Below are 22,433 nucleotides of genomic sequence, written 5' to 3' on the forward strand. Positions count from 1 at the left end.
TAGTGTATACAGCACATACAGTTTAAAACGTTGTATATTATCGTAGTTAAACGTTTGCAGCGAGGCGTACACGCCGTTGCTGCTGGAAGAGCCGGAGTCAGGCAAGGGATGTTATCTCACATAACAGCCCTGTACCTGATACCGGCTCTTCCTCATTATAATTCCATTTCGCCAAGGGTTTCAACTTGACGCATCTTTTATTCATATAGCCACACAAGCCAAATTCTTTCCGGCCTCCAGTATTGTCACACAGCCGACCCCGCCCGTGCCAGTAAAGTAGATAGCCGCTGGGGAGGCAGGGGGCAGATGCGAAGGTATAAGCGGAAGGGACGGAGAATCCTCACCAGATTCCTTAGCTTGTGGGATGAGAGCCGCTATCGGCGAACATTCCACAGGCTTAGGAATCTGTGTGATAGTCGCAGTCCCGGACGCATCGCAGCATATGCCCCCTGCCTTCCCAGCGGCGCCCTGCTTCACTAAACCTACATTTGCGATACGGCAATGCTGGACATAGGACGTAAAGAACGGTATCATTATGGTAAGAAAGTGACAGGAGGTTTTTGCTATGGTACGGGATTTTGGTATTACGGAAAAGGGAGAAAAAACGAGGTTATATGAACTGAGGAATGTTAACGGCATGACGGTTTGCGTAAGCGACTACGGCGCCACTGTCGTATCGGTAAATGTGCCGGGGCAAGATGGCAGGGTCAGAGACGTGGTGCTTGGTTATGACTGTGCCCGTGACTATGAAGCAGGAGGACAGTCGTTCGGGGCGACAGTAGGGAGAGTCGCCAACCGTATTGGCGGGGCGCGGTTTTCGCTGAATAATCAGACATACATACTTGTACAAAATGACAATGGCAATAACCTGCACAGTGGTCCTGATATATATAACCATCGTCAGTGGGAAGTAGAAGAGGCGGATGAGAGGCATGCCGTATTTCATCTGTTCAGCCCGGATGGAGACCAGGGCTATCCTGGCAGCCTGGATATAACGGTAACATACAGCCTGGATGACGGGAACGGACTAATGATTCACTATGAGGCGGAAGCGGAAGCGGATACGCTCGTAAACATGACAAACCACAGCTATTTTAATCTGAATGGACACGACTCGGGAGATGTGCTGGAACAGAAGCTGTGGCTGGAAGCAGATGCCTATACACGTGCGGACAGGGAGTCCATCCCCACCGGTGAGATAGTGGATGTGGCTGGAACGCCTATGGATTTTCGTACCGGAAAACCGGTTGGCCGGGACATACAGGCAGATTATGAAGCCTTGAATTTTGCCGGAGGCTATGACCACAACTGGGTGTTGAATGGCGGCGGTTTCCGGAAAGTGGGCGGCTTTTCATGTGAAGAGAGCGGCATCAGCATGTACATATATACGGATATGCCGGGGATGCAGGTGTACAGCGGTAATTTTCTTGCTCATGAACGTGGGAAAGAAGGGGCGCTTTATGAGAAGCACCAGGGCATTTGTTTTGAGACGCAGTATTTTCCCGATGCGGTGAATAAGGACAATTTTGTAAGCCCGATAGTAAAGGCTAAAGAAAAGGCGGTTTCTGACACATCTTACGTATTTGAGTTTTAAAGATTCAGAAAATTATAAGTATTTTTTCATAAAATATTTCTCCTTCTTGTGATAGAATGATATAGGATGAATGGAGAGATATTATGGACAGAAGGATAGCGGAAGCAAGGCGCAGGAGGATGATCCAGCGTAATGTACGGCTCGGAATACTCGTGCTTGCCGTGCTTATTGTGCTGGTGGGGATACTCAGGATTGTAAAGCCGGCCTGGTTTACAGATGATTACATAGAGCTCAAGGGCAGCGATATCGACGCTTCCCGGCCGGACCTGGATGTGGAGCTGCTCACGGAGAACCCCTACTCAAGGCCGGGGACGAAGACGGACAAGATTAAAGGAATCGTCGTGCATTATACAGCCAATCCTGGTGCAACCGCCATGGATAACCGGAACTATTTTGAAGGGCTCAAGGACAGCCATGAGACGAAGGCAAGCAGTAATTTTATCGTAGGCCTGGAAGGTGAGATTGTCCAGTGTGTTCCGACGTGGGAAGTTGCCTATGCTTCTAACAGCAGGAACAATGATACGGTGTCTATCGAGTGCTGCCATCCGGATGAGACAGGGAAGTTCAATGATGAGACGTATAAGTCCATGGTCCGGCTCTGTGCGTGGCTTTGCATGAAGTTTGACCTGGACAGCGAGAATGTCATTCGGCACTATGATGTAACGGAGAAGAACTGCCCGAAATATTTCGTGGAAAATGAAGATGCGTGGAAGCAGTTCCGGGCAGATGTGCAGGCAGCTATCGAAAAATAAAGAATCAAAAAATAATAGGAAAATGCGTTGACTTTTTATTATGTGTTGATATAATGAGAGGTAGCTGGTATACAGCGATTAACATGAGAAAAGCAGAGACGGAAAAGAGTAATCTATCGGAGCCGTACAGAGAGAAAAACAATTGGTGGAAGTTTTTTATGGCAGAAGGCAGATGAAAACCATTCCTGAGCTGTGATGCTGAACCGACAGTAAGCATTGCCGTATTCCTGCGTTAAGGGATAGGATTTGTGAGAGTCTGAAGTGAAAAGTTAAGGTGGAACCGTGCAGCAATCAGATGCACCCTTAAACGGACAGCGTAGGCAGTCTGTTTTGGGTGCTTTTCTTATGTTAGAGGAAATTTCACTGCCCAAAGCAAATTTATTTCCTAAAGCAAAATAAACAATAAGGTGAAAGGAGCATAACAAGATGAAAGTAAGTATGAGAGACGGATCCGTGCAGGATCTGGCATTTGCAGATGAAGTGGGACAGGAGGCGTTCCGCCACACGACATCCCATATCCTGGCTCAGGCCGTAAAGCGTCTGTACCCGGATACGAAGCTGGCAATCGGGCCGGCCATCAAAGACGGCTATTATTATGATTTTGAATTCAGCTTTCCATTTACGACAGAACATCTGGCTGAGGTAGAGAAGGAGATGCGCAGGATCGTCAAGGAATCCCTACCGCTTGAGAGAAGTGTCGTAAGCCGTGAAGAAGCACTGAAGCTGATGGAAGAAAGAGGAGAGACGTATAAGACAGAGATGATTCAGGATCTTCCGGACGAGGAAGAAATCAGCCTTTACCGGCAGGGAGAGTTTGTGGACTTTTGTGCAGGCCCTCACGTGTCTAACACGAGCGTCATCAAAGCGTTCAAGCTCCAGAGCGTGGCAGGGGCTTACTGGCACGGAGATGAGAACAAACAGATGCTCACAAGAATCTATGGGACATCTTTCCCGAAAGCGGACGAGCTGGATGCATACCTGAAGAGGATGGAAGAAGCGCGGCTGCGTGACCACAGAAAACTAGGAAAAGAATTGGGGCTGTTTGCTATTATGGATGAAGGCCCCGGCTTTCCATTTTTCCTGCCAAAGGGGATGGTGCTCAAGAACCTGCTTATTGATTACTGGAGACAGCTGCATCTGAGAGAAGGATATGTGGAAATCTCTACACCTATTATCTTATCCAGACACCTGTGGGAGAATTCAGGGCATTGGGACCACTATAAAGATAATATGTACACGACAGTCATCGATGACGAGGATTATGCGGTGAAACCGATGAACTGTCCGGGTGGGATGCTCGTATACAAAGTAGAGCCACGATCTTATAAAGACCTTCCGATGCGGGTGGGTGAGCTCGGACTCGTACACCGCCACGAGAAGTCAGGACAGCTTCACGGTCTCATGCGTGTGCGCTGTTTCACCCAGGATGATGCTCATATCTTTATGACTGAAGATCAGATAAGGGATGAGATCAAAGGGGTGGCAAGGCTGATTGACGAAGTGTACTCCAAATTTGGATTCAAATACCATGTGGAACTGTCTACGAGACCAGAAAACAGCATGGGGAGCGATGCAGACTGGGAGATGGCAACAGAAGGCTTAAGAGGGGCTCTGGAAGAGCTTGGGGTAGATTATGTGGTTAATGAAGGCGATGGCGCATTCTACGGCCCTAAGATCGACTTCCATCTGGAAGATTCTATCGGACGGACATGGCAGTGCGGAACGATTCAGCTTGACTTCCAGATGCCGCAGAGGTTTGAGCTTGAGTATACAGGCGCCGACGGTGAAAAGCACAGGCCGATTATGATACACCGGGTTGCTTTCGGTTCCATTGAACGTTTTATCGGTATCCTTATCGAGCATTACGCGGGCAAGTTCCCGACATGGCTGGCGCCGGTACAGGTGAAGGTCCTGCCGGTATCCGACAAGTTTGCCGACTATGCACAGAAGGTGACGGACGAGCTGAAGGAAGCCGGAATCCGTGTAGAACTCGACAGCAGAAGCGAGAAGCTCGGCTATAAGATTCGAGAGGCACAGATGCAGAAAGTACCTTACATGGTAATTGTGGGAGAGAAAGAGGTTGCCGAGAATGTCGTATCCGTCAGAAAGCGCGACGAGGGAGATATCGGAAGTATGGAGCTGAAGGCATTTGCAGATAAAGTGCTGGAAGATAAATAAAAAATAAAAAAGGAAATGGGGACGGGGTTTTTTTCAAAAAACCCCGTCCCCATTTCCTTTTAACCTGTCCCTGATTCGCTTTATAAGTATCCGAGCTGTTCCAGTGTGTTGAGAACCATATGCCTGCCAGCGTCAGTTCCGTCGATGATTCTTCTGGCACGGACAGAGTCGCCGATGTTGAGAAGTGCCGTATCCTCATCTTCAAAGGCTCTGGTGAGCGATTCCCAGATGGGGGCGTGGGCTTTCATGCCGAGGCAGACGAAACCGTAGTCGAACGGAAGCTCTTCCTCTCTGCCGTCTCGCTCCACGATGAAGGAGTGGGGATTGACTTTCTTAAGTGCGGTGTTTACGAGCTGCGTCACATTATGCTTCTCTATGCACTCTTTCATGGAAGAGGCAGAGGAGGCGTCCAGGCCGCTGCCGATAGCAGGCATCATCTCTATGATGGTCGTGTCTGCGCCGCGGGGGGCGAAGAATTCTACTACGTCAAGCCCGACGGCTCCGCCTCCGATTACGATGACGCTCCTGCCGGACATGTCTTCCGGATAACTGTCGATATTGTGGATAAGATCCAAAATCGAGTACACATCCGATTGCTTGTCCGCAAGACTCTCATGCAGGCCGTCAATTGGAGGAAGAAGCGGTACGGAGCCGGTAGCGTTTACAACGAGGTCAGGCTGGAAGGACCTGATAATATCGGCAGAGGCGTCCACCCCGGTTTTGACGGTCAGGTTATCAAGTCCTGCCGCGCGGTGCTCAAGATAGTCAGGGAAGTCGGCAAGCCGCTTTTTGGCGGGAATCTTAGAGATTTCCACGGAGAGCCCGCCTATGTGGTCCTGCCTTTCCAGAAGCGTTACGTTACAGCCTGTCTCAGCCGCGGTACAGGCAGCCTCCAGCCCGGCGGTTCCCGCACCGGCGACGACTACGTTGCAAGGTCTTCTTACTTTCTGTCTCTTATAAGCTTCGCCTCCGGTCACATCGGGATTAATCGTACAGCGCAGCGGCCGGTTGCCGCCGATGCGGTTGCCGACGCAGCCCACATTGCAGGAAATGCATTTACGGATACTGCCTGTGTCGCCCTGCCTTGCCTTGCTGCACCAGTCAGGGTCCGCGATAAGGCCGCGCCCGATTCCGATAAGGTCTGCATCTCCCCTAACCAGTATGTCTTCCGCAACCTGCGGGCTCCGGATGTTGCCGATAGCGATGGTCGGCTTGTGGAACTTTTCACGGACCGCCCTGGCCATGTAGGAGCGCCAGCCATCCACCAGGTAGTTGGCATCAATCTGGTACTGGATGGACGGATTCAGCGCAGCTGAGGTGTCAAAGAGATCTACGCCGTCATTCAGGAATTCCAAATATTCAAGGCAGTCATCGATCGTATTGCCACCCTCCACGAGTTCATCCACGCTGAGCCGCAGAGAGACAGGAACATGTGGCCCGGCAGCAGAGCGGACCTCATCTATGACCATCCGGCAGAAGCGGGCGCGGTTCCTGGCACAGCCCCCGAACTCGTCTGTCCTGTCGTTCATCGTTGGCGAAAGGAACTGGCTGATCAGGTAGGAGTGCCCTGCATGGATTTCTACCAGGTCAAATCCCGCGTTGACCGCCCGCCTTGCGGCGGCACCGTAGTCTGCGGCGATGCTTTCTAGCTCTTCCCTGGACAGCGGCCTGGGGCATTCGCCGCCTTGTTTGGATGGCAGGACGGAAGCGGAGACAGGCTGCACGCCCGTGCGGGCTGACATGGCGGAAGCACCTGCATGGTTGAGCTGAATCCCCATACATGCGCCGTGTCTGTGACAGGCTTCCGTCAGTTTGAAAAGCCGGGGGATATAGCAGTCTTTGTCTATGCGCAGCTGTGTCGTTCCGTTGGAACCTTCCGGATATTTTACACAGATATTTTCCACAAGGATAAGCCCTGTACCACCCTTTGCCCGAAGCTCATAATATCTGATGTGTTCATCGCTCAAGTTACCGTCATGTTCCGCCAGGTTGCTGCCCATGGGCATCATGACAACGCGGTTTTTCATCGTCATCCCTCTGATAGAGAGTGGGGAAAACAAGTGCTTAAAATTATTTTTCATCTTAACATCCTCCATTGTTTAAACTATCGTTCGTCACTGTTCTATAGTTGGATTATAAGATATTGTTAAAGATAAAACAAATTCATGTTTTTGTATTGTTTAATAGATATGTTCTATGAATTGTGATATGATTGTAAAAAATAGACAAAGGAGGCAGAACATGAATTTGAATCAATTGCACTACTTTGTTACACTTGCACATATGGAGCACTATACAAATGCTGCCCAAAAGCTGTCAATTACGCAGCCCAGCCTGAGCCACGCCATATCATCTCTGGAACTCGAACTCGGTACAAGCCTGTTTGAACGACAAGGCAGGAATGTAGCCCTTACCAAATACGGGAGGCTTTTTATGGAATACGCCGAAGAGGCGCTCGATATACTGGATGCAGGAATCAAGAAGACGAAGGCCATGACGAGTGAAAAGAGCGGAAAAGTCGACATCGGTTACATATATACGCAGGGTAGTGAGTTCATCCCTGAGATAGTATCCGGCTTTCTGGAGTCAAACAGGGACAAGAAGGTAGACTTTGGCTTCAGTAATGGTATCACGAAGGAAATCGTACAGGGCGTAAAAGAAGAAAAGTATGACATCGGTTTCTGCTCGATGGCATCGGGGGAAAAAGAGCTGGAATTCACCCCTGTGTCGCAGGAAAAGCTCGTTGCGGCCGTACCGCCGGGACATCCGCTGGCAGGCAGGAAGAAAGCAAGCTTTGAGGAGATTGCCTCATACCCTCAGATATTCTTCAATAAAGGGAGCGGCCTGCGCGGCGTCATCAGCCAGATATTCAGAGATTACGGAATGAAGCCGGATATCGTCTATACCGTGGACGAGGACAGTGCCATGGTCGGGCTTGTGGCGAGAGGGTTCGGCGTCTGTATCGTGCCGGATGCGGCTACGGTGCGCAGCATGAAGGCCTCCTTCCTGGAGATAGAGAACCTTGACTACCGGAGGTTCATCTATATGGTGACGCTGAAAAACAAGTACCAGGCCCCTATCGCCAGGCTGTTTGCGGAATACGTAAAAGACTATTACAGCCTGAAAAAATAAAGTATAATTGTTGCGCTGTACCGGGAAAATTGATATAATATATCGGTGTGAAAACGGATTAGTATAAAACAGGAGAGAAAAAATAATATGAATGATTTAGAGATGTACAGAGAGCAGCTGGCATTGTGTGATGATAAGCTCATCGACGCACTCGTAGAGCGGAATGCGGTCATTGAGAAAATCATGGCATACAAAGAAAAGTATGGAATGCCTATCCTGCAGCCTCAGCAGGAAGCGAAGCAGAAGCAGCGACTGGAAGAAAAGCTGGCTGACAGCAAGTATAAAGATGAAATATATGACGTGTTCCGCTGCATACTGAAGAACAGCAAGAGAATCCAGGCAAGGAAGCTGTTTGACTACAATATCGTGCTCATCGGATTTATGGGGGCAGGCAAGACGACGGTTTCCGATTATCTGAGTACGATGTTTGCAATGGAGATTATAGAGATGGATCAGGTGATTGCAGACAGGGAAGAAATGAGCATTCCGGATATATTCGCTACATACGGGGAAGAATACTTCAGAAATCTGGAGACAAACCTGTTGATAGAAATGCAGTCGAGAAAGAATACCGTAATCTCCTGTGGAGGCGGAGCCGCTCTTAGAGAGCGCAATGTAGCCGAGATGAAGAAGAACGGCAGGGTCGTACTATTGACGGCCAGCCCTGAGACGATATACGAGCGCGTGAAAGACAGCGATGACAGGCCGGTGCTTAACGGGCGCAAGAACGTGGAAGGGATATCAGAACTGATGGAGCAGCGCCGTGAAAAATATGAGGCGGCTGCTGACATTGTAATCAATACCGACAATAAGAACGTGCTTCAGATATGTGAAGAGCTTGTACAGCGCGTTACAGAAATGGAAGATAAATAATGTTTAATAGATTTTTTCCGGACCGATATGTGGCATCTACCTATGTCATAGACTTTGAAAAACTGTACAGTGAAGGTGTCAAAGGACTTATCTTCGACATCGATAATACACTTGTCCCCCATGGCGCTCCGGCAGACGAGCGGGCAGAAGAACTGTTCGCGAAACTTAAGCGTATCGGCTTTGGCTGCTGCCTCATCTCTAACAACCAGGAGCCAAGGGTCAAGATGTTCAATAAGAATATCCAGGTGGATTATGTATATAATGCACATAAGCCGTCCACGAAAAACTACATGAAAGCTATGGAGATAATGGGGACGAAAGCGGATAATACGGTCTTTATCGGCGACCAGCTGTTCACCGATGTCTGGGGAGCAAAGAGGGCGGGGATTCCGAATATACTCGTGAAGCCGATACACCCGAAAGAGGAGATTCAGATCGTACTGAAGCGATATCTGGAGAAAATAGTGCTGCACTTTTATAAGAAGAGCCTGAACAGGTAAAAAAAGGTTGAAAAAACGCAGAATGTATTATAGAATTAGAAAAGTGAGAAAGAACGTCAGGTGCAATCGGAGCACCTTTTAAGGAGGATTATTCATGGTATCAGCAGGTGATTTTAAGAACGGCTTGACCGTAGAGATTGAGGGGAATATCTACCAGATTCTGGAGTTTCAGCATGTAAAGCCAGGAAAAGGAGCTGCCTTCGTACGTACAAAGATGAAAAATATCATCAACGGCGGTGTGGTCGAGAAGACATTCCGTCCGACAGAAAAGTTTGAGCAGGCACACATCGACAGGAAAGAGATGCAGTACCTCTATTCAGACAGCGATTTATTCTATTTTATGGATGTGGAGACATACGACCAGATTGCAGTCAATGCAGAGACGGTCGGTGATTCTCTGAAGTTCGTAAAAGAGAATGATAACGTAAAAGTTATCTCTTACCAGGGAAGCGTATTTTCAATAGAGCCTCCGATTACGGTTGAGCTTGACATTATTGAGACAGAGCCTGGATTCAAAGGCGATACGGCTCAGGGGGCTACGAAACCGGCTATCGTCGAGACAGGGGCTCAGGTTATGGTACCTCTGTTCGTGGAACAGGGAGACAAGCTGAAAATCGATACACGTACAGGAGAATATCTGTCACGGGTATAGCCATGCTTCAGCTGCCGGCCCTGCCGGGCGGCATGACAAGATTATCGTTATTAAGACAAGAAAAGCCTTGCATTTTATGCAGGGCTTTTTTATAATTGATATACCATAATATTTCAGGGCTGTATCGCACAGCCTGTCCAGATGACATCTATATTCATGCCGATTCATGTATACGGCCGGATTCAGGCAGTTTCTGCCGGATATTCAGAATAAAGCCAATAAGATACTGCTGCACGAAGAAAGGAGTAATATGACTTACGATCAGTTTGTGCAGGCCGTGGAAAGAAAAGTGAACGAGGAAACCGATGATGATATTGCCGTATGCATTCACACGGCAGTCAAGAATAATGGAAGGGAAAGGAAAGGGATAAGGCTGACGAAACGTGGTATCAACATATCGCCTGCCATCTATCTGGAAGAGTACTATGAGCAGTTCCGGTCAGGAGGCTCGGTAGAGGATGCCGCCAAGGATATCTTGAGGCTGTATGACGAGGTAAGATTCAGCCGTTCATGGGAAAAGGATACCATATCAGACTATGTGAAGGTAAAAGAGAAAATCGTATATCACCTCGTCAACAAGGAAAAGAATGAAACTATGCTGTCAGATACCCCATATGTACCGTATCTTGATATGGCAGCCGTGTTTTATGTCCTGCTAGAAGCAAATGCCTATGGCACGGCTGCTATGATGGTCAAGAATGAGCATCTGATGCTTTGGAACGTAACGGAAGAGGAGATATACCGTCAGGCATGCCGCAACACAGAACGGCTTCTTCCCTACGAGTTCAGGACGATGAAAGAAGTGATAGCAGAGCTGACGGGAAGCAAAGAGGATACAGGAAAGGATGTCATGTACGTACTGAGCAATACGATAAGGAGCTTTGGCGCGGCTGCAGTCCTGTATGACGGCGTGCTTGCGTATATCGGAAGCTGCCTTAAAGAGAACTATTACGTGCTGCCGAGCAGCGTCCATGAAGTGATAATCATACCGGAAAGCGAAGCCCCGGGCAGGGAAGAGCTGTCAGCGATGGTGGCAGAAATAAACGCGGCCGAGGTAGAAGAAGAGGATGTGCTGTCGGATAATGCATATTATTACGACCGGAAGCTGAAAAAATTACAGGAGTAATGAAGATGTCCCTTTCCATCACGTGCACCGGGTGTTAAAATGATACAAAGGAGGGTGGTGGAATGGGACAGGATACGGTCAGGCTGTATACGAGACAAAATGAAAAGACGCTGCTGCCGCTAAAGAGGCAGGGACGCATCATCAATCAGAGAATATATGTGGAGATGCACTTCGGAGATATCGCGCCGTTGTTTCTGGAAAGCTATGACTGGTTTACAGAAGAAGCGGCAAAGAGGGTGCCTAAGCCGGAGGACGTCAAGGCGCCGATCTGGTGTTCGATCAGTGCACAGAACTGCCTGAAGCCGATTGACGGGACGGTCGTATATGTGCTGGAAGTACCGGAGGAAAAGGTGATATATTTTGACGAGGGAAAGTGGGACTACGTGCTGAACCGGATCTATCTTCCGAAAGACGACCGCGACAGGGCTGCATATAAGGAACATCTGGAGGGGCTTGGCATCTCCAGCGGGTTTGAATTCTTCGATGGGCGGTATAAAGGCATGTATCCTGAGGAAGAGCGGCGCATCAGAGACAGCTGGCAGCGCGTCTTTGAGATTGACAGATGGACTATATTCAACGTATGCGGCAACCTATGGGAAATCAGAGAAGAATATGTACAGAAAATCGTATATCCCGGGGACGACCTGGAAGGGCTTAAGTATTAAGCGAACAAAAAAGGATACCTTTTTTGCCGGCAAAGTGCTATAATAGAACTGTTCACAATCTGCACTGCTAAGGAGGAATCGGTATGAAACTGGTAATAACTATGAGCCGGCGTTACGGTACGGGCGCAAGCATCATCGCGCAGGAACTTTCCAAGAGGCTTGAGGTACCCGTATATGACAAGGTCAACGTGGAACAGGAACTGTATAAGAATATCTATGAATCTGAAGTGGAAGTGATAAAGGAGCTTGCAGAGAAGCCATGCATCATCCTTGGGCGGTGTGCTTCGGAGATATTGAAGGACAGGAAGAATGTGTTCAATGTCTACGTGTGCGCTGACAAAGAGGACCGGGTACAGCGGATTATGGAGAAGGACGGCATCTCCTACGAGGAAGCAGAAGAGAAGGTGGAGAGGACAGACGAAGAACGGGCTACGTACTATCATGAACATACTGGCAAGGCGTGGGGAGACGTCAACAATTACCATATGATACTGAATACATCCGATTTGGGAGTAGAGAACTGCGCGGATATACTTATGCGCTACTTTGAGAAGATGGAGTACATATAAACTTTTATTTTGTCGAAGATATCTTCTTTACATTATTTGAGAAATGTGATAATATTACAAAGGCAATTTCATATAGGACAAATTATGCACCCGTAGCTCAGGGGATAGAGCACCGCCCTCCGGAGGCGGGAGCGGCGGTTCGAATCCGCCCGGGTGTGTACTTAAAAAAGTGCTTACAATGGAGGGAGTCTTATGAGAGCAAGATGGAAAGACTGCTCCGGCCGGCTTAAGAAGTATAGAAGGGCTAATATAATCATAGCCGTCATGCTGCTTGTTCTGGCTTTGGGCGTAGTCGGGTTCAATCTTACGGAAGAGAAGGTCCAGAAAGCACAAAAGACAAATTCCCAGGACATCAAGGCGGAAAATAAAGGATATGACAGTATGGAGACAAATCCGCTGAGACTGGAAGAGTACCCTGAGGTGACAGATGTGGTAAAGTCTTATTACGCGCGTCTGGCAGAGAATTCGGATTTTGTCGAGTCTTATGACAATGTACAGGTCTATACGAAATTGGGAAAATACAAAGATTCATATGTGGCTTTTGTCAAATATGATATGAAGATAAAAGATATCTACACAGGGGTTCCCGGATTAGGAACGCTGTATGTAGAAAAAAACAAAGGGAGCGGCAAATATCATGTGAGCCAGACCGTGGAAGACGACGAGCTGAAAAGCTCCGTGGAAGAAGTGGCCGGCCAGGATGATGTGGACAAGCTGCTGGCGGACACTACGTCACAGTATCACAGTGCCGTCGAATCTGACGCGTTGCTCAGGGAAGCTCTGGCAGATTTGAAGAATGCATACGAGGATTCCACTGGGACAAGCAGTAATGAATAAAGTATATTAAGTCAGACCTCTGTATCTCCAGAGGTCTGACTTTTTAAAAAATACAAAGGATAGGATGGGTAAGAGAAGATGTCGGGATATAAAGAGGCATTTAAAAAAGCGTTTCCATACACGATTCCGGTAATGACGGGCTATATCTTTATCGGTATCGCATTCGGAGTCATGTATGCAGAGAAAGGCTATTCTTTTTTGTGGGCGTTACTGATGAGCCTGCTCGTATATGCGGGTTCGGGACAATACCTGGCAGTGAACTTTTTTGTGCCTGGAATCTCGTTCCTCCAGGTCATATTTATGACGCTCATGGTGAACGTACGCCATATATTCTATGGCATCTCTCTTCTGGAAAAATTTAATAACATGGGAAGAAAACGCTGGTATATGATTTTCGGCCTGACCGATGAAACGTATTCCCTTCTCTGTACGACAAAAGTGCCGAATGGGGTAGAAGAAGAGAAGTTCCTGTTTGCCATATCCTTGATGGACCAGTCGTACTGGCTTATCGGTTCCGCTATCGGCGGACTGGCCGGCAGCCTGCTCCCTTTCAATTCGGATGGGATTGACTTTGCCATGACCGCTTTATTTGTCGTCATATTCATAGAACAGTGGATGGACAGGAAGAACAGGACGCCTGCGGTGATCGGAATCGCGGCTGCGTTCCTCTGCCTCCAGATATTCGGCTCGGATAAGTTTGTGCTTCCTTCCATGCTGCTCATCGTCCTCGTACTGTTTATGCTGCGAACGAGGCTGGAGAGAAGGGAGGAGATACAATGCCCATAAGTGCAGCCATGTCATTTTTCATAATTCTTGCAGTCGCGGGTACGACCTTCGCGACTCGTGTCGTTCCCTTCCTCGTGTTTCCGAAAGGAAAAGAGATACCTCGTATCGTACAGTATCTCGGGAAGGTGCTTACGCCTGCGGTTATCGGTATGCTTGTCGTGTACTGTCTGAAAGCGACTCCTGTGCTGGAGAGCCCCCATGGCGTGCCGGAAGCGCTGGCGGTCATCGTGACGGCGGGGCTCCATGTGTGGAAGCGCAACAATCTGCTCAGTATCGGGGCAGGAACCATATTATATATGCTCCTTATCCAGGTGGTGTTCTAGAATACCTGGCCATTCAGATAGGGGTCTGTAAGTCTTAACAAGCCAACGATGGACGATGGCAGGACAAAACGGAAAGAACCGGGCGGCATCTGCCGCCCGGTTCTTTCTCGTACGAAGTATTGCATGCTTACTGAAGATTTGTCTTCTTCCTCAAAATATAGTACGTAAAGATGTAGAGGATGACAGACGTAACGATGGAGAGTGCGGCTGTAATCTTACAGAGATAAATCATATATTCCGCGAAGTTAAAGTCTAATGTTCCATTCTGCGTAGCTATCGGAAGATAGTCCGCGAAGAATCCGGTAAGCGTCATGACGAGCAGGCTGAAGATAGAGATGACGGTCGTGATGATGAAGTAGGACACGACGGCACCAAGGATACGGTGGTTTGAAAACAGCTGTCCCATGGCGATGGAAGCATATATCATGATTACGCTGCTGACCGCACCTATGATTACGAGCAGGATGATTGCGGCGATGAGCAACGCCGGTGTGGTATTTCCCGTAATACCCAGCTGCTTCAGAACTTCTGCCTTGTTCGTGTTGTATGCATCTGTAACAGACGGTGTCATAATGACTATCCACATTGACAGCAAGACGAGCGCGATGTCAATGATGCACCAGATGGTTGCTGCGATTGTCTTTGAGAGCAGATGCTGTCCCGGCGTCACCGGGAGCGTCCGCGTCAAATATCCTTCACTGGAGAACAGGTTCTTGTAGAACTTGACCGCGATTATCATCTCTGTTCCAAATACGACACCAGCCACTATGAGAAAATAAAGCATGAAGGCAAGTGACAGCATAAGCGTGGTCGTGTCATTGAATTCTGTAAACTGGATCCGGTTCGTGAGAAAGAATCGTCCTGCCAGGGCAGATAGAATGAGAAAGCCGTGTATAATGATTAAGAACCGGTTCAGCGCTTTCATGTCATATTTTATCAGTTTGCCTAACATCTGAACACCTCCCTGAACAGTGCATCTACGGATTTGCCATGGTCCATGCGTATCTCATCTACCGTGGCATTGAGCGCGAGCTGGCCCTGCCGGATGAATATGACTCGGTCCAGTATATTTTCAATGTCATGGATCAGGTGAGTGGACAGGATTACAGTGGCATTTTCGTTGTAGTTGCCCAATATCGTCTGCAGTATATAATCCCTTGCGGCCGGATCCACCCCGCCAATCGGCTCATCCAGGACATAGAGCTGTGCGTCGCGGCTCATGGCAAGCACGAGCTGGACTTTTTCCTTCGTGCCTTTTGAAAAGGTCTTCAGACGTTTGTTCACGTCTATCTCCAGGTCTGTCAGCATCTTATAAGCCCTGTCCGTCACGAAATCACTGTAAAAGTCGGAAAAAAATGCAATCATGTCTTTTATCTTCATGGAGTCATCGAGGTGGATGCGGTCAGGAAGATAAGACACGATTTTCTTCGTCTCTACGCCCGGTTCCTTCCCGTCTATCAATACCTTGCCGGAAGTAGGTACGAGAATATCATTGATCAGTTTGATGAAAGTGGTCTTTCCGCTGCCGTTAGGTCCTAGCAGCCCCACGATCTGTCCCCTTCCGATAGAAAGGCTCAGATTGTTCAAAGCATAGAAGCTGCTGCCATACCTTTTGGAAAGACCCTGACATTCCAAAATTGGATTCATATTAGTGTTCCCCCTTTATCGCTTCCTGTATCAGCAGAAGAGTTTCTTCTTCCTGAAAGCCTAGCTGTTTCATTTTTTCAAAAAAATCTCTGATGTGCTCTGACGCCAGTTCCGTCTTCATCTGTTTCAGCATCTTTTCATCCTCCGTTATAAATCGTCCGCTTGTCCGCTGGGAGTATACCAGGCCGCCGCGTTCAAGCTCGGACAGCGCCTTCTGCATCGTGTTAGGATTCACGGCAGCGGCCAGCGCGAGGTCGCGCACAGATGGAAGCTTGTCGCCAGGCTTATATATGCCTGCTATGATATCCTGCTGGATCTTTTCCATAAGCTGCAGATAGATGGGCCGTTCGTTATCTAAATCCCATGGCATGTAATCACCTCGTTTCTGAAAGGATAATTGTTATTGTATTATCTATGTAATACAATAATACAGAAGGGAGGAATTGTCAAGTGATTGTGTTAGATTGGCTGGAAAATCATGCAAAAAGTCCCGGCAGAGATGGTAAGTTTCTGCCGGGACGATGGTATGTCCGATATAATGAGCTATTTGACACTATCCGCCTCGTATTCTTCCAGTACGGAACCCGCGAGATGGGAATGGAACAGGCCGCTTCGGAGCATCGCTATCTCGTGTCTATAAGGAGGATAAGACTTCTTGGGATTGTCAATTGACGGAATATACGGCGTCTCGAGAATCTTAGGTATATCCTGAAAGTCAGGATGGTGTACGATATAGGAGAGTGCGTCAAAACCGATTTCCCCGCTGCCGATGTTGATATGCCTGTCCTTTCGGGCGCCCTGCGGGTTGCGGCTGTCATTGATGTGGAATACCGCAATCTGATCCTTGCCGATTATCTTATCAAAATGTTCCATGACACCGTCAAAATCATGGATGATATCATAACCGCTGTCATGTGTATGGCACGTATCAAAACATACTCTAAGCTTATCATTGCAGACGACGCCGTCATAGATGCGGGCGAGCTCTTCAAAAGTACGGCCGATCTCAGACCCCTTTCCGGCCATCGTCTCCAGCGCGATATGAACGGAGGTATCAGGAGTCAGTATCTCATTAAGCCCCTTTATGATCTGGGCGATACCCTTTTCTGGCCCTTCGCCTACGTGGGCACCGGGATGGAGGACGAGGGTCCCGCTTCCGCACGCCGCGCTACGCTCAAGATCCATCCTGAGAAATTCTACGGCCAGTTCATATGTCCTTGGATTGACCGTATTGCCCAGATTGATAATATAGGGCGCGTGGATGATAATATCGCTTATATTATGACGATTCATATATTCCCATGCAGCGTCTATATTCAGTTCGCTTATGTCCTTTCGTTTCGTATTTTGGGGAGCCCCGGTAAATACCATAAAGGTATCGGCACCGTAGGACACCGCTTCTTTTGCCGAGCCGAGCAGCATATCCTTTCCGCTCATGCTGACGTGGGAACCTATCTTTATCACTTTTGTATACCTCTCTTCTTATTCATTTGTCACTGCCTGCGGAACTTATCCTTTCCCTGGCCGCAGACCGGACATTTATAGGAATCAGGAAGGTCTTCAAACGGCGTCTCGCCGTCGTACACATAACCGCATATGCTGCATACCCAAGCTCCGTCAGAGCTTTCTGCTTCTTCCGGCAGATAGGTAGGCGCGTTCTTCGGGCTCTTTCCTTTGACGACATTGTGGTAGTAAGCGTAAGTCATTGCCGGGGAATCTCCCAGGATATCACCATCGACAACTTCGCCGAGGAAGACGGTGTGGGTCGAAGTCTCCATCGTATCTATCACTTTACAGACGATATAGCCGCAGGAATCATCGATGACAGGAAGCCCTTTCTTCATGGTATGGCTGATGCCTTCAAATTTGTCCACATCTTTACCGCATTGGAAACCGAACTGTCCGATGAGAGAAGAGGCCGAAGTCTCCGACAATATGGATATTGCGAAGAGGCCGCTTTTGGCGATGCAGGAGTTGGTAAAGTTGTCATGGTTCATGCTGAGCGCGATGGTGGCTGGCTCCGACGTAATCTGCATGATGCTGTTGGCGACACAGCCGGTGCTGCGGTCACCGTCCAATGTAGATATGATATAGACGCCATAGGATAAGTTGCGGAATACATTTTTGTTCATATGCTTACCTCCTGATAATATAATAATAGTAATTGTTATTAATATAATACCATGTTATGGGAAGTTTTGCAACAGCAGATTTAAAATATGGTTGTTGCAAAACTTCCCTTGTGATAGAATAACTAGGTAAAATACGTTATAATCAAGTTTTTCATATATAGAAGCCATATATGCAAGGAGGAGGCAAAATGGAGAAAATAATCAGTCTCATCGAGAAAGAGATGGAAGAAGCGTTTGAGAAAGCAGGGTATGACAAGTGTTATGCCAAGGTGACGCTGTCCAACCGTCCCGACCTGTGCGAATATCAGTGTAACGGTGCGATGGCGGGTACGAAGGCATACCGGAAGGCGCCGTTGGTGATTGCAGAGGATGTAACGGCAAATCTTTCCGCAGATTCATGTATAAAAGAGGCAGTGGCTGTGAAGCCGGGATTCATCAATATCCGGCTGAAAGAGTCATTTGCCGCGGGCTACCTGAATGAGATGAGTAACGACGACACACTTGGCTTGTCAAAAGCCGGGGAGCCGAAGATGATCATCGTCGATTACGGCGGACCGAACGTAGCCAAGCCGCTTCATGTAGGACATCTGCGCTCCGCGATTATCGGAGAGAGCTTGAAGCGCATCGCGAGAGCGATGGGACACGTAGTGCTTGGTGATATCCACCTCGGCGACTGGGGATATCAGATGGGGCTGATCATCACAGAACTTAAATGCCGCCAGCCAAAGCTGCCCTACTTTGACGACAGCTTTGCAGGAGAATACCCGAAGGAAGCGCCATTTACCATCTCAGAGCTGGAAGAGATATACCCGGCGGCAAGCAGCAGGGCAAAAGAGGATGAGGACTACCGTGACCAGGCGCTCAATGCCACTTACCTTCTGCAGAACGGGCACCGAGGATATACTGCAGTCTGGAACCATATTATGGAAGTGTCTGTGGCGGATCTGAAGAAAAACTACGAGAACCTGGGGGTCAGCTTTGACCTGTGGAAAGGGGAGGCAGACGCGCAGAAATATATCCCGGATATGCTGAAGCGGCTGAAAGAAGAGGGACATGCCCGTTTCGATGACGGTGCCCTCGTGATTGATGTGCAGGAAGAGACGGACACGAAGGAAGTGCCTCCGTGCATGATTCAGAAATCGGACGGCGCGTCACTCTATGGGACGACCGACCTTGCGACGCTCGTGCAGAGAGAGCAGGACTATCATCCGGATGAAATCATATATGTTGTGGACAAGCGGCAGGAACTGCACTTTGAACAGGTATTCCGGGCTGCTAAGAAGTCAGGCATCGTGAGGGAAGAGACGAAGCTTTGCTTCCTCGGTTTTGGCACGATGAACGGAAAGGACGGAAAACCCTTCAAGACGAGGGAAGGCGGAGTAATGCGGCTGGAAAGCCTGATTGCTGAAATCGAGGAGGAGATGTACAAGAAGATAAGCGATAACCGTACGGTGTCTGAGGAGAACGCGGCCCGTACAGCGCAGATAGTCGGCATGTCCGCCATCAAATACGGCGACTTATCCAACCAGGCGTCCAAAGATTATGTGTTCGATGTGGACAGGTTCACTTCTTTTGAAGGCAATACGGGACCGTATATCCTGTACACGATTGTGCGTATCAAGTCTATCCTGAACAAATATAAGGAAAACGGCGGTTCCTTTGAAGGAATCAAGATGGAGGGAGCCCATTCCGAGAGCGAGAAGGCGCTTATGCTTGAAGCGGCCAAGTACAATGAAGTGATTCAGACCGCGTTCGACGATCTTGCGCCCCACAAGATTTGTGCCTATATATATGACCTGGCAAATGTCTTCAACCGTTTTTACCATGAGACGAAGATACTTGCGCAAGAAGACGGGAACAGGAAACAGAGCTATGTCGCGCTGCTCGTGCTGACGAAGAAGGTGCTGGAGGCATGTATCGGCCTGCTCGGATTCGAAGCACCTGAGAGGATGTAGGAAAAGGTGGATGAGATGACAAGGAAATTGTTTTATGAAGACAGTCATATGCAGGAATTTGAAGCGGAGGTGCTGTCATGTGAACCTTCCGGGGACGGATATATCATCACTCTTGATGAGACGGCCTTCTTCCCGGAAGGCGGTGGACAGTACGCTGATACAGGATGGCTTGGTGATGTCCGTGTTACGGATGTACATGAAAAAGGCGGTATTGTCAGGCATATGGCTGACAGGCCGCTGGAGCCGGGGACGAAAGTAAAAGGGCGGATCAACTGGGAAGAGCGGTTCGAGAAGATGCAGCAGCACTCGGGCGAACACATTATATCCGGGCTCGTTCACAAGAAGTTCGGCTATGACAACGTAGGATTCCATCTTGGGAGCGGGTACTGCACGATTGATTTCAACGGGCCGATAACGAATAGAGAGCTGAAGGAGATCGAGGAGCTTGCCAATGAAGCCGTGTTCAGAGACCTCGACATCCAGGTCGCATATCCCTCAAACGAAGAATTGCAGAGCATTGATTACCGAAGCAAGATAGAGATAGAAGGGCAGGTGCGCATCGTAACCGTGCCAGGTTATGATGTGTGTGCATGCTGTGCGCCCCATGTGGACAGGACAGGGGAAATCGGCCTTATCAAGCTGACGGATATGGTAAATTACAAAGGCGGGGAACGTATCAACATGTTGTGCGGTATCCGTGCTCTCAGGGACTACCGGCAGAAGGAACGCAATGTCAAGGAAGTCTCGGCGCTTCTCTGTGCGAAGGAGGATGAGGTCGCGGAGGCAGTGAGACATCTGAAAGAGGAACAGATTCAGCAGAAAGGGAAGCTCGCTTCTCTCCAGCAGAAGCTGATTGCATATAAGGCGGCGGAAATCAGCGCGGACAGCGGGCGAGTGGTCGTGTTCGACTCTGAGCTTAGCGGGAACGGGCCAAGGGAACTTATGAATCTGCTTCTGGACAGAGGGGCACGCGTATGCGCCGTGCTGGCGGGCACGGACAGGGAAGGCTACCGTTATGTCATCGGAAGCAGGGCGGAAGATGTCCGCCCCCTGTGTAAGAGCATGAACAGCAGATTCTCCGGCAGAGGCGGAGGCAAGCCTGAGATGGTGCAAGGTTCGCTGGCCGGAGAGGAAAAAGAAATCCGAAGTTTTATAGAGGGCCTGTAGGCAGTTCTCTGAGTGAAAGCAGGGGAAGGGCGTATATAGCCGCGGCAGCGTGCTCCATTTTACGGAAAGCGATGCGGCAGGCATATGCGCTTTTCCTTTTTTTTGACATTTAACGATTTTCTCATGGTTTTATCACAGATTGAACACAATTACACGGTACACTACATACATAAACAGTTAGAAATAATGGTTCATCTGACGTATAAAAACGAAAGGAGTCTTATATATGGATAATCAATATAATTATTATAATCCGGAGCAGGAGCATACAGGAGGGGCGCCCGGCGGTTATGACAATAAGCCGGAGCGGGTGAAGAAGACAGCACCGAAGTGGGTAAGGCTTGTAAGCTCTGCGCTTGTATTCGGCCTTGTGGCAAGCGTGGTATTCCAGACGGGCAATGTGGTCGGAAATAAAATCTTCGGAACAGGCGGCAGCGAAAAGACTGCAAAGCAGACATCCACCGTAGGCAGCACAAAGCTGAACACGTCGACAAACAGCACGGTTAATTCGGACATTGCCGATATAGCGAATAAGGCTATGCCGTCAGTCGTTTCCATCACAAACATGAGCGTTCAGCAGGTGCAGAACTTCTTCGGCGGCGTGCAGGAGCAGGAAAGCAAGAGCGTAGGTTCCGGCATTATCGTCGGACAGAATGACGACGAACTTCTTATCGTAACGAATAATCATGTGGTGGAAGGAAGTAATACGCTTACCATATCCTTTATCGATGAAGAGAGTGTAGAAGCGAATGTAAAAGGTACGGACGCGGCGAAAGACCTGGCAGTGATTGCAGTGCCGCTGGATTCTATCAAGAGTTCCACGATGGACGCTATCGCGGTTGCAACGCTCGGTGATTCCACAAAGCTGAAGGTCGGCGAGCCGGCCATCGCGATTGGCAACGCCCTCGGCTACGGCCAGTCTGTTACGACGGGTATCATCTCTGCGACGAACAGAGAACTTGACACGTATGACGGTGAACTGATTCAGACAGATGCCGCCATCAACCCAGGCAATAGCGGTGGCGCGCTTCTCAATGCCAATGGCGAGGTAATCGGAATCAACTCGATTAAAGTCGCTACCGACACGGTAGAAGGTATGGGTTACGCGATACCGATATCCGATGCGGGCAGCATCATACAGAATCTGATGAATAAAGAGACACGTACGAAGGTTGCAGAAGGCGAGCAGGGATATCTTGGAATCCAGGGCGTGGACGTCAATTCCGAAAGTGCGCAGATGTATAATATGCCGACCGGCGTCTATATATCTGAAGTTATCGACGGCGGTGGTGCCAAGAAGGCGGGGCTTGCCAAAGGCAGTATTATCACTGAGCTTGACGGTTCGTCCATCAACAGTATGGATACATTGAAAGAACAGCTCCAGTATTATAAGGCGGGCGAGAAAGTTACGCTGACCGTACAGACGCCGGACAAGAGCGGAGAGTATAAAGAGAGCAGCGTAGAAGTAACCCTTGGAACAAGTGCACAATAATGATATAATGTACCTGGAAGGTAACGTATAAACACGAAAATTGCCTGGGAGGT

General features: G+C 48.9%; 22 protein-coding genes, 1 tRNA gene and 1 other annotated feature. Of the genes, 17 read left to right on the forward strand and 6 right to left on the reverse strand.

All coding sequences use genetic code 11. The features are described from left to right. Nucleotides 1-565 precede the first annotated feature (565 nt). From HMPREF0980_RS02385 to thrS, 3 genes are all read left to right on the forward strand, one after another. Complete coding sequence (locus HMPREF0980_RS02385) at nt 566-1,594, forward strand: aldose epimerase family protein (RefSeq protein ID WP_049727536.1); 1,029 nt, start codon at nt 566-568, stop codon at nt 1,592-1,594. Nucleotides 1,595-1,677: 83 nt separating this feature from the next. Next, on the forward strand, nt 1,678-2,346 hold the full coding sequence (locus HMPREF0980_RS02390; protein ID WP_049727537.1) for a peptidoglycan recognition protein family protein: 669 nt from the start codon (nt 1,678-1,680) through the stop codon (nt 2,344-2,346). Nucleotides 2,347-2,432: 86 nt separating this feature from the next. Continuing rightward, nucleotides 2,433-2,654: a binding site (T-box leader), on the forward strand. A gap of 118 nt (nt 2,655-2,772) precedes the next feature. Then, complete coding sequence (gene thrS / locus HMPREF0980_RS02395; protein ID WP_049727538.1) at nt 2,773-4,524, forward strand: threonine--tRNA ligase; 1,752 nt, start codon at nt 2,773-2,775, stop codon at nt 4,522-4,524. Between the two features lie 80 nt (nt 4,525-4,604). Here thrS and HMPREF0980_RS02400 read toward each other — a convergent pair whose 3' ends face one another. Beyond that, nucleotides 4,605-6,605 (reverse strand): oxidoreductase, encoded by a 2,001-nt coding sequence (locus HMPREF0980_RS02400; protein WP_049727539.1) that lies wholly within the window; start codon nt 6,603-6,605, stop codon nt 4,605-4,607. Nucleotides 6,606-6,765: 160 nt separating this feature from the next. Here HMPREF0980_RS02400 and HMPREF0980_RS02405 point away from each other — a divergent pair, with 160 nt between their 5' ends. The 11 genes from HMPREF0980_RS02405 to HMPREF0980_RS02455 all read left to right on the forward strand — a co-directional run bounded on the left by HMPREF0980_RS02405 (nt 6,766) and on the right by HMPREF0980_RS02455 (nt 13,987). After that, on the forward strand, nt 6,766-7,656 hold the full coding sequence (locus HMPREF0980_RS02405; protein ID WP_049727540.1) for a LysR family transcriptional regulator: 891 nt from the start codon (nt 6,766-6,768) through the stop codon (nt 7,654-7,656). Nucleotides 7,657-7,743: 87 nt separating this feature from the next. Then, nucleotides 7,744-8,529, forward strand: coding sequence for a shikimate kinase (locus HMPREF0980_RS02410; RefSeq protein ID WP_049727541.1), 786 nt, complete (start codon nt 7,744-7,746; stop codon nt 8,527-8,529). Then, nucleotides 8,529-9,029: a YqeG family HAD IIIA-type phosphatase gene (locus HMPREF0980_RS02415; RefSeq protein ID WP_049727542.1), complete on the forward strand. Its 501-nt coding sequence runs from the start codon at nt 8,529-8,531 to the stop codon at nt 9,027-9,029. Before HMPREF0980_RS02410 ends, HMPREF0980_RS02415 begins: the two co-directional genes overlap by 1 nt. 94 nt (nt 9,030-9,123) lie before the next feature. After that, entirely contained in the window at nt 9,124-9,681 is a 558-nt protein-coding gene (gene efp, locus HMPREF0980_RS02420) for an elongation factor P (RefSeq protein WP_049727543.1), read from the forward strand. Between the two features lie 250 nt (nt 9,682-9,931). Further along, entirely contained in the window at nt 9,932-10,807 is an 876-nt protein-coding gene (locus tag HMPREF0980_RS02425) for a DUF5688 family protein (protein ID WP_049728298.1), read from the forward strand. 62 nt (nt 10,808-10,869) lie between these two features. After that, nucleotides 10,870-11,472 carry a DUF3841 domain-containing protein gene (locus HMPREF0980_RS02430; protein WP_049727544.1) on the forward strand — a complete coding sequence of 201 codons (603 nt, stop codon included), beginning with the start codon at nt 10,870-10,872 and terminating at the stop codon, nt 11,470-11,472. Between the two features lie 83 nt (nt 11,473-11,555). Next, nucleotides 11,556-12,041, forward strand: a complete 486-nt coding sequence (locus HMPREF0980_RS02435) for a cytidylate kinase-like family protein (protein WP_049727545.1) — start codon at nt 11,556-11,558, stop codon at nt 12,039-12,041. Nucleotides 12,042-12,127: 86 nt separating this feature from the next. Beyond that, nucleotides 12,128-12,199 (forward strand) — tRNA-Arg (locus tag HMPREF0980_RS02440). Nucleotides 12,200-12,233: 34 nt separating this feature from the next. Beyond that, nucleotides 12,234-12,878, forward strand: coding sequence for a hypothetical protein (locus tag HMPREF0980_RS02445; RefSeq protein WP_049727546.1), 645 nt, complete (start codon nt 12,234-12,236; stop codon nt 12,876-12,878). Nucleotides 12,879-12,956: 78 nt separating this feature from the next. Beyond that, nucleotides 12,957-13,664, forward strand: coding sequence for an AzlC family ABC transporter permease (locus tag HMPREF0980_RS02450; RefSeq protein WP_049727547.1), 708 nt, complete (start codon nt 12,957-12,959; stop codon nt 13,662-13,664). After that, nucleotides 13,655-13,987, forward strand: coding sequence for a branched-chain amino acid transporter permease (locus HMPREF0980_RS02455; RefSeq protein WP_049727548.1), 333 nt, complete (start codon nt 13,655-13,657; stop codon nt 13,985-13,987). Before HMPREF0980_RS02450 ends, HMPREF0980_RS02455 begins: the two co-directional genes overlap by 10 nt. 127 nt (nt 13,988-14,114) lie before the next feature. Here HMPREF0980_RS02455 and HMPREF0980_RS02460 read toward each other — a convergent pair whose 3' ends face one another. The 5 genes from HMPREF0980_RS02460 to HMPREF0980_RS02480 form a co-directional block, all read right to left on the reverse strand. After that, entirely contained in the window at nt 14,115-14,939 is an 825-nt protein-coding gene (locus tag HMPREF0980_RS02460) for a hypothetical protein (RefSeq protein WP_049727549.1), read from the reverse strand. Next, nucleotides 14,933-15,634, reverse strand: a complete 702-nt coding sequence (locus tag HMPREF0980_RS02465) for an ABC transporter ATP-binding protein (RefSeq protein ID WP_049727550.1) — start codon at nt 15,632-15,634, stop codon at nt 14,933-14,935. The genes HMPREF0980_RS02460 and HMPREF0980_RS02465 overlap by 7 nt, the downstream gene beginning before the upstream one ends. Nucleotide 15,635: 1 nt before the next feature. After that, complete coding sequence (locus HMPREF0980_RS02470; RefSeq protein WP_049727551.1) at nt 15,636-16,004, reverse strand: GntR family transcriptional regulator; 369 nt, start codon at nt 16,002-16,004, stop codon at nt 15,636-15,638. A 173-nt stretch (nt 16,005-16,177) separates the two neighbouring features. Continuing rightward, entirely contained in the window at nt 16,178-17,095 is a 918-nt protein-coding gene (locus HMPREF0980_RS02475) for a deoxyribonuclease IV (protein ID WP_049728299.1), read from the reverse strand. Nucleotides 17,096-17,127: 32 nt separating this feature from the next. Further along, nucleotides 17,128-17,766: a flavin reductase gene (locus tag HMPREF0980_RS02480; protein ID WP_049727552.1), complete on the reverse strand. Its 639-nt coding sequence runs from the start codon at nt 17,764-17,766 to the stop codon at nt 17,128-17,130. Between the two features lie 188 nt (nt 17,767-17,954). Between HMPREF0980_RS02480 and argS the strand changes: the two genes are divergently transcribed. The 3 genes from argS (at nt 17,955) to HMPREF0980_RS02495 (ending at nt 22,380) form a co-directional block, all read left to right on the forward strand. Beyond that, nucleotides 17,955-19,721, forward strand: a complete 1,767-nt coding sequence (gene argS, locus HMPREF0980_RS02485) for an arginine--tRNA ligase (RefSeq protein ID WP_049727553.1) — start codon at nt 17,955-17,957, stop codon at nt 19,719-19,721. 15 nt (nt 19,722-19,736) lie between these two features. Beyond that, on the forward strand, nt 19,737-20,888 hold the full coding sequence (locus HMPREF0980_RS02490) for a serine-tRNA(Ala) deacylase AlaX (RefSeq protein ID WP_049728300.1): 1,152 nt from the start codon (nt 19,737-19,739) through the stop codon (nt 20,886-20,888). A gap of 226 nt (nt 20,889-21,114) precedes the next feature. Next, nucleotides 21,115-22,380 carry a S1C family serine protease gene (locus HMPREF0980_RS02495; RefSeq protein ID WP_049727554.1) on the forward strand — a complete coding sequence of 422 codons (1,266 nt, stop codon included), beginning with the start codon at nt 21,115-21,117 and terminating at the stop codon, nt 22,378-22,380. The last annotated feature ends 53 nt before the right edge of the window (nt 22,381-22,433 follow it).

It is taken from the genome of Dorea sp. D27, from assembly GCF_001185345.1.
Taxonomy (GTDB): Bacteria; Bacillota; Clostridia; order Lachnospirales; family Lachnospiraceae; genus Extibacter.